The sequence below is a fragment of the Pseudomyxococcus flavus genome (assembly GCF_050038885.1).
Classification (GTDB): Bacteria; Myxococcota; Myxococcia; order Myxococcales; family Myxococcaceae; genus Myxococcus; species Myxococcus flavus.
On the sequence record NZ_CP143624.1, the window covers coordinates 8,805,754 to 8,819,736 of the forward strand.

At 70.7% G+C, this 13,983-nt stretch carries 9 protein-coding genes; 3 read left to right on the forward strand and 6 right to left on the reverse strand.

What is annotated here, in order from left to right; all coding sequences use genetic code 11:
• Nucleotides 1–2 precede the first annotated feature (2 nt).
• The 5 genes from VZL07_RS36445 to VZL07_RS36465 are packed head-to-tail and all read right to left on the reverse strand — an operon-like array spanning nt 3 to nt 5,335.
• On the reverse strand, nt 3–1,241 hold the full coding sequence (locus tag VZL07_RS36445; protein WP_426752556.1) for an ABC transporter permease: 1,239 nt from the start codon (nt 1,239–1,241) through the stop codon (nt 3–5).
• Nucleotides 1,238–1,990 carry an ABC transporter ATP-binding protein gene (locus VZL07_RS36450; protein ID WP_426752557.1) on the reverse strand — a complete coding sequence of 251 codons (753 nt, stop codon included), beginning with the start codon at nt 1,988–1,990 and terminating at the stop codon, nt 1,238–1,240. Before VZL07_RS36450 ends, VZL07_RS36445 begins: the two co-directional genes overlap by 4 nt.
• Nucleotides 1,987–3,246, reverse strand: a complete 1,260-nt coding sequence (locus tag VZL07_RS36455) for an efflux RND transporter periplasmic adaptor subunit (RefSeq protein ID WP_426752559.1) — start codon at nt 3,244–3,246, stop codon at nt 1,987–1,989. Before VZL07_RS36455 ends, VZL07_RS36450 begins: the two co-directional genes overlap by 4 nt.
• The gene (locus VZL07_RS36460; protein ID WP_426752560.1) at nt 3,243–4,589 is read right to left on the reverse strand and encodes a TolC family protein; all 1,347 of its coding nucleotides are present in this window, start codon (nt 4,587–4,589) and stop codon (nt 3,243–3,245) included. Before VZL07_RS36460 ends, VZL07_RS36455 begins: the two co-directional genes overlap by 4 nt.
• A complete protein-coding gene (locus VZL07_RS36465; RefSeq protein ID WP_426752561.1) occupies nt 4,586–5,335 on the reverse strand; it encodes a YIP1 family protein in 750 nt (249 codons plus the stop codon). The genes VZL07_RS36460 and VZL07_RS36465 overlap by 4 nt, the downstream gene beginning before the upstream one ends.
• 172 nt (nt 5,336–5,507) lie before the next feature.
• On the opposite strand from VZL07_RS36465, the gene VZL07_RS36470 reads away from it, so the two are divergent.
• A complete protein-coding gene (locus VZL07_RS36470; protein ID WP_426752562.1) occupies nt 5,508–8,042 on the forward strand; it encodes an AAA family ATPase in 2,535 nt (844 codons plus the stop codon).
• Nucleotides 8,039–8,911, forward strand: a complete 873-nt coding sequence (locus VZL07_RS36475; protein WP_426752563.1) for a Rossmann-like and DUF2520 domain-containing protein — start codon at nt 8,039–8,041, stop codon at nt 8,909–8,911. Before VZL07_RS36470 ends, VZL07_RS36475 begins: the two co-directional genes overlap by 4 nt.
• On the opposite strand, the gene VZL07_RS36480 is transcribed toward VZL07_RS36475, so the two are convergent.
• Nucleotides 8,895–10,220, reverse strand: a complete 1,326-nt coding sequence (locus tag VZL07_RS36480; protein WP_426752564.1) for a hypothetical protein — start codon at nt 10,218–10,220, stop codon at nt 8,895–8,897. The two genes, VZL07_RS36475 and VZL07_RS36480, sit on opposite strands and share 17 nt — an antisense overlap.
• Nucleotides 10,221–10,318: 98 nt before the next feature.
• Between VZL07_RS36480 and VZL07_RS36485 the strand changes: the two genes are divergently transcribed.
• On the forward strand, nt 10,319–13,969 hold the full coding sequence (locus VZL07_RS36485) for a hypothetical protein (protein ID WP_426752565.1): 3,651 nt from the start codon (nt 10,319–10,321) through the stop codon (nt 13,967–13,969).
• Nucleotides 13,970–13,983: the final 14 nt, after the last annotated feature.

Consider the following 13,983-nt stretch of genomic DNA (forward strand, 5'->3'; position numbering starts at 1 on the left):
CCTCACTCGTAACGCAGGGCTTCCACCGGGTCCAGGTTCGCCGCGCGCGCCGCCGGCCAGATGCCGAACAAGAGGCCCACGAGCGCGGCGAAGCCCACCCCCGCCACCACCGTCGACGGCCGCACGTCCGCCGCCAGCGGCGTGATGAGCGACACCACCTTGGCCGTGCCCAGGCCCACGGTCGTTCCCAGCAGGCCTCCGACGGCGGACACGCTCGAGGCTTCCATGAGGAACTGGAAGACGATGGTCCGCTTCCGCGCGCCCAGGGCCCGACGCACACCTATCTCCCGCGTCCGCTCGCGCACCGACACCAGCATGATGTTCATGATGCCGATACCGCCCACCAGCAGCGTGATGAGCCCCACGCCCACGGCCACGCCATACAGCGCGCCGGTGAGCTGCTCGTACGTCTGCGCCATGGCCTCGGGCCGGTTGATGGAGAAGTCGTCCTCCACGCCGGGCGGCGTCGAGCGCACGCGGCGGAGGATGCCCACCAGCTGGTCCTCCGCGGCCCGGATCTGGCTGGCGTCCTCCACCGCCATGGCAATCTCGAACCCGCGGCGATTGCCGAAGCTCGAATAGAACGTCTTGAAGGGGATGAAGACGATGAGGTCCAGGCTCTCGCCCACCATCTTCCCCTTCCGGCTGAGCGTCCCCACGATCTGGAACGTGCGGTTGTCGATGCGGAGCGTCTGCCCCACCGGGTTGACGCCCGGGAACAACCCGTCCACCACGTCGGCGCCCACCACCGCCACCGGCCGCGTCGTCGTGTCGTCGGCCTCCGTGAGGAAGCGCCCGCCGGTGATTTCGTAGCCGGAGATGTTGAGGTACTCGTGCGTCACGCCCTGGATGCGCACGGTGGACAGCTGCTCGCCGCCGTGCGCCACGTCCGACAGGCGCTGGACCGACGGCGACATGGCGGACACGAACGGCGTCAGCGCGCGCAGCCGGTGCAGCTGGTCCATCGTGAAGTTCTTCCGGTTGCGGTAGCGCCACCAGTCGCCCTTGATCATCCAGGGGAACTTGGACACGTACATCGTGTTCGCCCCGAACGTCGCGAGCTGCTGGTGGAAGGACGTGTTGAGCCCCTGGATGATGCCGACAATCGCCAGGAGCGTCGCCACGCCGATACCAATCCCCATCGTGGTCAGCATCGTCCGAAGGCGGTTCGCCTTCAGCGAGTAGACCGCGATGCGTGCGCCCTCCAGGACATCCACGCGGAAGGCGGACGGCTTGCTCATGCGCCCCCCACGTTCAGCACGTCGGACGCCGTCCCCAGCGCGACCTGGCGTCCGTCACCGTCGGCGACGATCTGCCCGTCGCTCAGGCGGATGGCCCGGGGGCAGCGCGCCGCCAGCTTGGGCTCGTGGGTGACGAGCACCAGCGTGTGCCCCGACTGGTGGAGCTGCTCGAACAGCCGGACGATCTCCTCGCCCGTGGCCGAGTCCAGGTTGCCCGTGGGCTCGTCGGCCAGCAGCATGGACGGCTCCGCCACCAGCGCGCGGGCAATGGCCACGCGCTGGCGCTGACCACCGGACAGCTCGTTGGGCCGGTGGTGCATGCGGTGGGCGAGCTGCACCTTCTCCAGCGCCGCCGTCGCCCGCGCGCGGCGCTCCCGCGCGCCGATGCCGCGGTACACCAGCGGCAGCTCCACGTTGGCCAGGGCGGTCTCCTTGGGCAGCAACTGGAACGTCTGGAAGATGAAGCCAATCTCCACGTTGCGGATGACGGCGAGCTCGTCGTCGGTCATCCGCGACACGTCCTTGCCGTTCAGCATGTACCGGCCGCTGGTCGGCGTATCCAGGCAGCCGAGCACGTTCATCATCGTGCTCTTGCCCGAACCGGACTGGCCGATGATGGCCACCCACTCCCCTCGCTTGATGCCAAAGGAGACGCCGCGCAGCGCGCGCACCTCCTCGCCACCCACGTGGAAGACGCGGGTGATGTCCTCCACCTGGATGAGATTTCCCGCGCTGCTGGCTGCACTCACGACTTGCGACCGCCCTTCATCCCGGCGCCCGGCTCGGGCTCACGCACGATGTCACCGTCGTTCAGCTCCTTCGACAGCGTCCGGTACGGACCTTCAATCACCCGGTCCCCATCGTTGATTCCGGAGAGGATCTCCAGCTCCGTGTCGGAGGCGATGCCCGTCTGCACGCGGCGGACCTGCGCCTTGTTGTTGCTATCCACCACGAACACGACCTTGGCCAGCGACTCGGTGCGCTTCGCCGTCAGGCCGCCGCCCTCGATGGGCGCCTTGTAGTCCGGCAGCGTGCGCTCGGAGCGCACCGTCACCGCCTGGATGGGCACCAGGACCACGTCGTTGTGCGTCTCCGCGGAGATGCGCACCTCGGCGCTCATGCCGGGGAGCACGTTGGGCGGGCGGGTGTCCAGCGCCACGGTGATGGGGAAGCTCGTCACCTCCGCCTCCGTGCCCTCGTTCTTGATGAGCGCCTTCTGGGCAATCTCCACCACCGAGCCCGTGTACGTCTGGCCCTCCAGGGCATCCAGCGTGATCTCCGCGGGCTGACCGGGCCGGAGGTGGACCACCTCGTGCTCACCCACCTCGAACTTCACCTCCATGGCGCTGAGCGCGGCGATGGTCATCACCACGTCCTCGGACAGGTCCGAGCCACGCACGCGCTCACCCACCTCGCGCGACAGCTCGATGACGTTGCCATCGATGGGCGACAGCAGCGTCGTGCGCGTCAGGTCGGTCTGCGCCTGGTCCACGATGGCCACGTTGCGGGCCAGCAGCTGCTTGGCGGCCGCCAGCCGCGCTTCCGCCGTGTTCAGGGAGGCGCGCGCGGTGTCCACCTCGGCGGTGGACGCCAGGCCCTTGTTCGCGAGGTCCTCCACGCGCTTGAACTCCAGCTGCGCGCGGCCGACCTCCACCTCCGCCACCTGCACGTCGGCGCGCGAGGCGTTCAGCGACGCCAGCGCCTGCTTGTGCGCGGCCTGGTAGAGACGCGGGTCGATGCGGCCCAGCACCTGGCCCTTCGTCACCGCCTCGCCGTCCTTCACGGCCAGCTCCACCAGGTCCCCGGAGAGGCTGGACGAGATCTTCACCGTCGTGGCCGCCTGCACCTTGCCCGCCCCCGTGATGGTGCGGGTGATGGAGCCCTTGCGGGCCTTCGACAGCTGGACCTCGAGCGACGGCGGAGGCCGGTCCTTCAACCCACCCACGGTGATGGCCGCGGCTCCGAGGAACAACGCGCCAGCAATGGCACCCTTCCACCACTTCATTTCGACTCTCCCGGGCTCAGGGCGCCCATGGCCCGCAGCAACGAGTAGCGGGCGATTTCGACATCGATTCTGTTTTCCAACAAGGCGAGCTCGGCCCGCGTCAGGCTGAGCTGCGCGTCACGGACCTCCAGGGTGGAACCCGCCCCGGCGCGGAAGCGCTCCTCCTGCACCTTGAGGCCCTGGGCGGCGGCCTCGGCGTTCTGCGCGGCCAGGCGAGCGGCTTCCAGCTGCGTTTCCAGCGTGCGGTGCGCGGCGCGCACCTCCCCTTCGATTTCGCGGGCGGCCTGCTCCAGGTTGAGCTGCGCCTTGCGCATGTCCGCCTCGGCGCGGCGGGAGCTCGCCCCGGTGGACAGGCCGGTGAACAGGTCCCAGCTCAGGCCGATGGCCGCCGAGAAGCGGTTCTGCAGGCGGGGCTCGGTGAACACCAGCGAGGCATCCGGACCGCCGCGGTTGTAGAGCCCCTGGGCCACCAGGCGGGGCAGGTACTCCGAGCGGGCGATGGAGCGCTGCAGCTCCGCCGCGCGGATGCGCAGCTCGAGCGTCCTGAGCAGCGGGCGGTTCGCGCGGGCCGAGGCGAGCGCCTCGTTGACGGAGGGCGCGGGGGGCGGCTCCGTCGTGAGCACGCCCGGGTCCTCGGCCGTGAGCGCCTCGGTTCCCGGCCGCGCCAGCCACACCGCGAGCTGGGCCTGGTCGGAGACCAGCTGCCCGAGCATCGCCGTGTAGTTGATGCGGTCGGTTCCCAGGTTCACCTGCGCGGTGATCTCCTCGTTCCTGCCCATGCGGCCCGCCTGGAAGAGGGCCTGGGCGCGCTCGACCTGCTGCTCGCTGCGCTCGACGGTGGCCTTCAGCACCTCGAGCGTCGCCTGGGTGCGATACAGGGTGAAGAAGCGGCGGATGGCCTCCAGCTCGGAGGTGTCCGCCTCCTCCTGCGCCTGCCCCTTCTGCGCGTCACGCACCACGCCGCTCTGCTCCAGCTGCTTCCAGCGCGCGCGGTCGTAGATGATCTGCGTGAGCGACATGCCCAGGTCGTAGTTCTGGGTGCTGGTGGACGGTGTCTCCACCGCGTTGCGGATGAACTGGCCGGGGTTGGCCGGGTCCGGAACGGTGGTGAACTCCTGCCTGCGGCCGAACCAGATCTTCCCCGCCGAGGCATCGAGCGAGATCTGGGGCAGCAGCGCGGAGCGCGACAGTTTCACGTCCTCGTCCGCGATGGCCACGTCCAGCAGGGACTGGATGGCGTTGACGTTCTGACGGCCCTCGGCGCGCGCCTGCGCCAGGGAGATGGGCGTCCCGGAGCTCACGGGCGCGGCGGCCAGCGCGGCCGCGATGACGAGCGCGTTCATTGCGCACCTCCCTGCCCCGGCAACCCGATGAGGAACACGCCCGCATACATGGCGTACAGCGCCAGCGCGAGCAACAACCCCCGCCCCCGGCTCATGCCCGTGGCCGCGGAGAAGCCCAGCCCCAGCAGGCCCGTGCTCCAGAGGTTGAAGAAGTCCACGGCGGACGCCACGCGCTGCATCTTCGGACTCAGCCCTTGCAACACCACTCCCAGGTTGGACGGTACGAGGTTCCCCACTCGCGCCACGGTGATGGAGTGCTGCGCCGCGACACAGAGGGTGAAGATGAGGTGATAGAGTGCGATGGGCAGCAGCGCGAGCGCCGCCGCCGACAGGAGCCGCTCGAAGGGCGCGGGCCGGTCGAACAGCCAGCTGGCCAGCCAGAGGATGCAGGCCAGCAGCAGCGCCATCAGGGGCATCAGCAGCACGCCCTTGGCGATGCCACCCACGAGCGCCTTGCGCGACTCGGTCTCGATCTTCTCGAGCAGGTCCGCCTCGGACAGCCCCATGAGCTGCCCGGAGCTTTGGAGCTGCCGGATGACGTCCGGGGTCGCGTCCCACCGCAGGGAAAAGAACGTCCCGGAAGCGGACACACAGAGCGCCAGGATCAGGAGAGGCCACACCCAACGGCGGGCCTCGACGGCGGCACGTGTCCCATCGAGGGGATCGATGAAGACGCGAGCCGGTTGAACGAGAGAAGTCATATGGTGGAGGTCTCGGAGCGAAGTACGTCGCTCGCCCTCAGGCAATTGCCTGGCCAGCCGAAGAAAGGCGCCGAACAGGCAGGCAGACGGCCGAATTCCGTTGCCGGACGCTTTCTACTCCACCGCTTTACGGCACATGTAGCGGCCTGTAGCGGAAATTTTGCCGGAGGCCCGGAGAGGGTGTATTGCGCTCGTCTGGTCGCTTGCCGGAGTTCGAATGGTCGATAGCACGGACCTCGCGCAGGTCCTCCACGAGGCGAATGACATCGCACAAAGCGTGGTCCAGAGGGTCACCTCTGCCCACGTGCTCCTGGCGCTGTTCACGGTGGAGAACCGTGCGCAGGTGCTGCTCAAGGAGCGTGGCGTGGACGAGGATGCCATCCTCCAGCTCCTGACGTCCGCTCCCGCCGAGCCGGACGGCCTGCTCCGGGAGCTGCGCGAGAAGACCCGGGAGATTGCCACCAGTGTGGGCTCCTCGGAGGCGGACTGCCTCCACCTGCTCATCGCCGTGGCGCGGGTGCGCTGCGCGGCCCAGGAACTGCTACAGCAGGCGGGCCTGGACCTGGGCGGGCTGATGCGCACCGCGTTGTCCTACTTCACCAGCGGCCACATGCCGCGCCGGCTCCAGCTGGGCCGCGCGCAGGCCACGGGCCCCCGGCCCTCGAACCGCCCCCTGGGTGCGCCGCCGTCGCCGCTGCCCGCCTCGGCCGTCGCGCTCAGCCTGCCGCGCACGCGCCCTGGTGCGCCGCCGACCCCTCCCCCCTTCACCCTTCCTTCGTTGCCGCCGCGTTACAGCACGCCCGCGCTGTCGCCGCGCGACCTCATCGACGTGGACGAGGAGCCCGAGACGCTCCCGCCGCCTCCTCCGGTCACAGCGCCCGTGGCGCGCGCCACACCGGCGGCACCTGCCCCGGCGCCCGTCACCCCGGCGCCCGCGGCGCGGACCGCAACGCCCGCGACTGCTTCCCCGGTGCTGGATGCCAAGGCGTTCCCGCTGCTCACCTCCCTGGGGCGCAACCTGAGCCAGGCCGCGCACGAGGGGCGCCTGGACCCCGTGGTGGGTCGCGCCCGCGAGGTCGAGGAGGTCATCGACATCCTGGGCAAGCGCCGCACCAACAACCCCTGCCTGCTGGGCGAGCCCGGTGTGGGCAAGACGGCGGTGGTGGAAGGGGTGGCCCAGCGGCTGCTGGAGCTGCGCGGCTCGCTGGCGGAGAAGGTGCTGGTGGAGCTGGACATGGCCACGCTGGTGGCCGGCACCCAGCTGCGCGGCTCGTTCTCCGAGAAGCTCAACGCGCTGAAGGAGGAGGTCCGCCGCGCCGACGGCCGCGTGGTGGTCTTCATCGACGAAATCCACACCCTCGTCGGCGCGGGCTCCACGGGTGACGGGCCCCAGGACGCCGCCAACGAGCTGAAGACGGCCATGGCGCGGGGCGAGTTCCCCTGCATCGGCGCCACCACGCACGACGAGTACCGCAAGTTCATCAGCACCGACCCCGCCCTGGAGCGCCGCTTCACGGCGGTGGTGGTCAACGAGCCCTCCGTGCCCGACACGGTGGAAATCCTCCGCGGCATCATCGGCCGCTACGAGGAGCACCACGGCCTGCGCTACGCGCCCGAGGCGCTGGAGGCCGCGGCATCCCTGGCCAGCCGCTACGTCACGGACCGCTTCATGCCGGACAAGGCCATCTCCGTGGTGGACCTGGCGGGCAGCCGCTGCCACCGCGAGGGCCGGGACGTGGTAGAGCCGTCCGACGTCGCGCGCGTGGTGGCCAAGCTCGCGGGCGTGCCCGAGGAGCGGCTGCTGATGAACGACTCGTCGCGCCTGCTCCGGCTGGAGCAGGACCTGGCGGAGCGGGTCATCGGACACTCCGAGGCCGTGACGCGCATCGCGCGGGTCATCCGCCGCAACTACGCGGGCTTCGCGTCACGCCGCCCCATGGGCAGCTTCCTCTTCCTGGGCCCCACGGGCGTGGGCAAGACGGAGATGGCGCGCGCGCTGGCGGACGTGCTCTTCGGCAACCGGGACGCGATGGTGCGCCTGGACATGAGCGAGATGTCCGAGCAGCACGGCGTCTCGCGCCTCATCGGCTCGCCCGCGGGTTACGTGGGCTTCGGCGAGGGTGGCCAGCTCACCGAGCCGGTGCGCCGCCGCCCCTCGTCCGTGGTGGTGCTGGACGAAATCGAGAAGGCGCACCGCGAGGTGCAGATGCTCCTCCTCCAGGTGCTGGAGGAAGGCCGCCTGACGGACGGCAAGGGCCGTCACATCGACTTCTCCAACACGGTCATCGTCATGACGACGAACCTGGGCGCGGAGGCCTTCTCGCGCACGGGCCGGCCGGTGGGCTTTGGCGCCGACGCCGCGGGCCCCGGGGATGCCATGGACGCGGCCTCGGCGGTCGCGCGCAAGGCGCTGCCGCCGGAGCTGTGGAACCGCATCGACGAGCGGCTCCCCTTCCGTCCCCTGGCGGAGGTGGAGGTGGCTCGCATCGCCACGCTGCTGCTGGAGGAGAGCAGCAAGCGGCTCGCCACCGAGCGCGGCATCGAGTACGTGGCGGACGACGAGGTGGTGGGCCACCTGCTGAAGTCCGGCGGCTTCGACCCACAGCTGGGCGCGCGCCCCATGCGGCAGATGGTGCAGCGGCTGGTGGAAGGCCCCCTGGCGGAGCGCATCCTGTCGGGTGAGTTCGGCACCGGAGACCGCGTCCGCATCGCCGTGCGCTCCGGCCAGCTCCAGTTCCAGCGGGAGCGATGAGCCCCGCGCCCCGCCGCCGCGCCGGGCCGTCCTCGCGGCGCCCGCCCGTGGTGATTGTCGGGATGGGCCGGCTTGGCGGAGCGCTCGCGCTCGCCTTGCAGGCAAAGCGCTGGCCCGTGCGCGTCCACTCGCGCACGGACGCGGGACGCCAGCGGGCCGAAGCCCTGGGCCTGAAACCCGCCACGCCCGCAGACTTGAAGCGGGCTCGCGTCGTGCTGCTGTGCGTGCCCGACGCCTCGGTGCCCCCGGTCGCCCAGGCGCTGTCCACCACCCTCCCCCGCACGGCCGCGCTGGTCCACACGGCCGGCGCCCTGTCGCTCGACGCGCTCGGCCCGGCCCGCGGAGGCCGCAGCCGGGGCTCCTTCCATCCGCTCTGCGCCGTCTCGTCGCCGCGCGACTCGCTCGCCGGAAGCACGGTGGCGGTGAGCACCCGCTCACCCGCGCTGCGCGACGTGCTGCGCCGCATTGCGGTGGACGCGGGCATGCGCATCATCGAGGTGCCGGAGGCGCACCGCGCGGCCTACCACGCGGGCGCGGTGCTCAGCGCGGGTGGGCTGGTGGCGCTGGCGGACGCGGCCGTGTCGGCCCTGGGGGCCGCGGGCATCCGCCCCGAGGACGCGCTGGCAGCGCTGCTGCCGCTGATGCAGTCGGCGATTCGGGGGCTGGAGAGCCGGGGCCTCGCGGGCGGGCTGACGGGGCCCATCGTCCGCGGTGATGCTGGCGTGGTGGCCGCGCACCTGGAGGCGCTCCCGGCGGAGGTCGCCCCCCTCTACCGACTGCTGTCGCGGCGCGCGCTGCGGCTGGCCGGAGACCGGCTGGAGCCCGCGGCGCGCACCGCGCTGGAACGGCTGCTCACGCCGTCAGGATGATGGAGCCTTGAAGGGCCTTGCGCACCACCGCCAGGGCCTGCTCGGACGCAGCCTCGGCCTCGGTGAGCCGGCGCAGGGACAGCACGCCGCCCTGGACCTGCGTCACGGAGCGCTTCAGGTCGGAGAGCAGCGTCAGCGCGGCCTGCAGCATCTCCTTGCCCTGCGGCGACTCGGTGGCGGGCTTCCCGGCCGCCTGCGCCACGTACTCGGTGAAGCGCTGGAGGGTCTCCGCCGTCTTCGCGGGGTCGAACTGCTCCAGCAGCGGCTGGATGCGCGCGGCGTTGACGCGGATGAGGCGCAGCGCGCCCACGCGGCCGAAGCCCTGGTGCACCAGGCCAATGTCGCTCATCTCGAAGGCGCCCAGCAGGCCCTCATCCGGGGCCTTGTGCTGGTGCGGCACCACGTCCACGAAGAGCGGCAGCGGATCCGCGCCCTGGCGGAACATCTCCAGCTCATCCTCGTCCAGCGGCGGGAAGCTCGCGGGGGTGCCGATGAACAGCAGGGGCAGCACGATGTCGTGCCAGAAGTCCTCGGGCGCCGAGCCCGTGCCTCCCACGGTACCGAACAGGTGCGCCATCAACTCCGCCAGCCGCGGCGCGCGGTCCGCCTGGTCGATGAGCGTCTTGGTGGTGTCCAGGCGCTGGAGGGACTGGACAATCTGCCCCTCGAACTGCTGCCGCGCCTCGGGCGGCAACGGCGGCTGCGTCCGGCCCAGCGCGTTGCGCACATCCCGCGCGAGTCCATCCGGCTTCGTCTCCAGGGCCGTGGTCGTCTTCTTGGGGTCCAGCACGACAAACTGCAGGAACCCCGGGTCGAACAGGCGCTGGTAGTCCACCGGCGTCAGCTTCGGGGCCTGGCCGCCCAGGGCCTGGGCGGGGTTTGCGCCAAAGCGGGCCTGCCCCAGCGAGCGGCGGATGTCCGCGGCCAGGTCCTCCAGGCGGTTCAGTTTGCCCTGTCCCAGCGAATCCATCACCGCGCCGAACGGCGACAGCATGATGATGGCCTCGGGGAAGCCCAGCGTGGCGCCCTCGGGGGAGTCGCGGTTGGGGAACCAGAACGCCTGGTGCTCCTGGATGAGGCGCAGCGCGAACGCGCCGGCCAGCCCGAGCGCCAGCGTCTGGTGCTCCGGCTTGTTCACCTGGAACGCGCCCCCCGTCAGCTTGGCGACGGCGGTCTCGATCTCCGTCCACGGCGCCTTGAGCAAATCGACAGGCTTGCCTTCGGCCTGCTCGATGGCGGCGGCGACCTGCATCTGTGCGTTGTGGACGTGCTGCGGAACGGGATGCGCCTGGGTGGCGGGTTCAGACATGGCGGAATCCAGACTCGGAAATAGGGAGGCGACGGGGCCACCCCTTACCGTGAAAATCGCGGTCGTGGCTACGATTTGTGGCCTGTAGGATGGCCTGCATGCCCGCTTCCCGCTGGTGGCTTCGCTGGGCTGTCCTGGCCACCTGTCTCTTGATGACAAACGGCGGGTGTGCCTTCGTCACACCCCGTTTCCCCCAGAACATCCAGGCCTCGTTCGCGCGGGACGAGATGCGGAAGCTGACCACCGAGTCGCTGGAGCTCTACTACCCGGCCCACCTCCGGGGAGCAGCGCTCCGGATGGCATCGCGCCTGGAGGGCTGCGTGGCGCGCCTCCGCGGGCAGACGTGGCGCAAGAAGCCTCGGGACCGGGTGCTCGTCTACCTGACGAGCTCGAACTTCAACAACGCCTACGTGGTGCCGGACTACGCCAGCACGCCGCAGCAGATGGTGATGCCGGCCCACCTGACGATGGAGCTGTTCCACCTCTTCAACCTGGGCGAGGTGGACGTGGGCGACGTGGCCTGCCACGAGGCCGTGCACTACGTGCAGCTCCAGCAGACGGACGGCGTCTGGGGCTTCCTCAACCTCGTCACCGGCGGCCTCTTCCAGCCCAACTCCTACACGGAGTCGTGGTTCCTGGAAGGCCTGGCCACCTACTACGAGGGCCAGTTCGAGAAGGACGCTGGGCGGCCCCACAGCCCCATCTGGCGCGGCTGGTACGCCGCGGTGGTGCAGGCGAAGGAGGGCCGCCTGAACCCCGGCTACCTGTCACCCGAGCAGCGCGCCCTGGACCCGTTCGGCGGCAACTACATCACGGGCATGCACTTCGTGGAGTACCTCGCGAAGCAGTACGGGGAATCCAAGCTGTGGAAGCTGGTGGATGAACAGGGCGACTCGCTGGTGCCGCCCCTGGCGGTGACGCTGCGCTTCAAGCGCGTGTACGGGCGGGACATCGGCTCGCTGTTCGACGAGTACACGCAGCGCCTGTGCCAGACGCTGAGCGTCCGCCAGCGGCCGCCAACCCAGCGGACATGGGTGCCGGACGCGGGCTACTTCTCGCGGCTCGCCGCGCATACGGCCAGCGGCGTCACGGCGACGGTGGGCGTGGGGCGCGAGCGCTACACCCGGCTGACGGTGCTGGAGGCGGATGGACGGGTGCGCTTCGAACGCCCCCTGGTGGAGCTGCTGCCCCTGCGCCGCTGGGTGCTGGGCTCCGCGACGCTGGTCAGCGGGATGTCCTTCAGCCGCGATGGTGCGTGGCTGTATCTGGTGATGGCAGACCTGAACGCGGAGGGCGGCTACACGGCCCGGCTGTGGAAGGTGGATGCGCGCACCGGAGACGTCGTGCGCCTCTGGGATGACGTCTCGGGCATGGGCGGCGGCATCACGCCGGATGAGACGGGGTACGTCTACGTCCACGTCGACGGAGACGCGGCGAACGTGGTGCGGTTGAACCTGGAAACGGGTGCGCGTGAGGCGCTCACGGACTTCGGCGCGGGCACCTCCGTGGGACCGCCGGCGGTCGCGCCGGACGGCGTCAGGGTGGTGTTCCCGCTGTCGACGACCGCGGGCTGGGACCTGGTCCTCCGCGAGGGAGATGGGCGCCTGCGCTGGCTGACGCGGGACGGGGAGTTCAACTACTCGCCGCGCTGGCTGGACGATGAGCGCATCCTGTTCCTCCGCAAGCACGAGGGCCGGCTCCAGGCCCACCTGCTGTCCGTGGCCACGCGCGAGGTCGTCCGCATCACCGACGCGCCTCACCTGGTGATGGACGCCCATCCCGTGGGGACGGGCGAAGTCGTGTTCCTCAACCGCGATGGGCTCGACTTCACCATCGACCGCGCCCCGCTGGTGCCCATCACCTCCATTGCTCGCGCCCCCGAGGCCGGCCCGGCACCGGCGGATGGCGAGCAGGCGATGACGCCGCGCACGGCCGCGCCTACGGAGGCCAATGGCCACGTGCTGCCTCCACCGCCGACCATCGCAACCGCCAGTGCGTCTGCGGCACCGCAAGCGAACGAAGCGCCCGGCCTCACGGAGGCACACGCGTCCGGCGCAGGCGCGGCGGCCCTGACGACGAATGACACCCCCAGCCTCGTCGAGGCCCCGACATCAATGCCCTCGGTCGGGGCGACCTCGCGGGTCGGGCCCGGCACGACACCTCGAGACGCCAGCGCTGCCGACGCCCCACCGGCGACGCGCCTCCCCGGAACGAAGGCAGTCGCCGCGCCAGGCACGACGGACGAAACCACCGGCCCTGTGGCGACACAGCTACGTGCAAGCTCGCCAGTCACGGACCCCGCCCAGGCGTTTGTCGCCTTTCCCACCCCAGCGTCAGCCGATGTACCGTCATCAGCGGGCACAGTCCCGGCTTCCTCATCCGAAGCGGGCCCACGAGACGTGGCGCGAGGCCCGCCATCCGCCACGGCCCCAACAACCACAGGCGTCAGTCCCCAGGTCGAAGCAACAAACGAGCCCTCCGAGGGCAGTGTCACCGCCATTGCACCTACGGCCGACCGTCCCGACGATGGTGCCCCCTCCGCCGACGAGCGCCCCGATGCCAGTGCCACGTCTCCCAGCCCTGCAGTGGCCGATGCGCTGACGGCGCTGTCCGGCCTGGACGCCCCGGTCGTGGCGCCGCCCGATCCGGGGGCCGAGCTCACGGTCCTCTCGGACAAGCCCTACTCACCGCTGGAGCGCTTCTTCATCCCCGAGCTCCGCGTTCCCTACCTGCTCGCCGCCGCCGATCCCGACAACACGGACGAGACGTACGCGTTCGGCGGCCTCGCCCTGGCGGGTCAGGACCGGCTCGGCTTCCATGCGTACTCGCTGCTCCTCTCGTTCGACTCGCGCGAGGACGCGCCCAGCATCTCCCTGGCGTACGGCAACGCGAACCTCGCCCCCTGGTACATCCAGGTCTCCGGCGCGCGTATCCGCCAGAACGAGCGCACGGACCTCCAGGCCACGGCCTTTGCCTCGCGCTCCTTCTGGACCACGCCCGTGACGCTCGGCGTGCTCGCGCTGCGGCGCGAATACGACGCCACGGACCGCTTCCCAGAGCTCGTGACGCGCATCATCGGTCCGGAGCTCTCCGCCTCGTACTTCGCTGGCGACGCCACCTCCTACGGCGGTACACAGCGGGGCTTCGGCATCACCGGCGCGGTGGGCGTGTATCCGGGCGCGTTTCGCCGGGAACCGACCATGGCCGACCTGCGCCTGGGGCTCGACGGATTCTTCGGCGGCCTGCCCTTCACGGGGCGCGACAACCTCCACCTCACCGCCGTGGGCCGCTTCCTCCCGGGCGCGCCATCCGGCCTGCTGCAGGTCGGCGGCCTGAGCGCGGGGCAGGTCTGGTACAGCAACCGCACGAGCCAGACGACCGCGCCCCTGCCCCTGGAGCTCCAGCCGGGCATCGCCTTCAGCGAATACCTCCGCGGCTACGAGGACCTGGAGATCCGCGCACGCAACGCGCTCGTGGGCGCCGCCACGTACCAGTACCGGGTCCCCATCGACTACGGCTGGGCCTCCACGCTCTGGCTCTTCCCGTCGCTCTTCGTCCGGGACATCGGCTTCGACGCCTTTGGCGCGCTGGCGCGCACCGACAACCGGGCCAACCACGCCGCCGTGGGCGCCTCTGCCTCGCTCCACCTCACCTTCGGCCAGTCCGTCCCGGTATCGCTGTTCTACCAGTACGCGTACCGGTTCGAGCGGGGACTGGATCACCTGCACCTCGTCGGGCTCGGTCTGTGACCGACGTCAGGGAC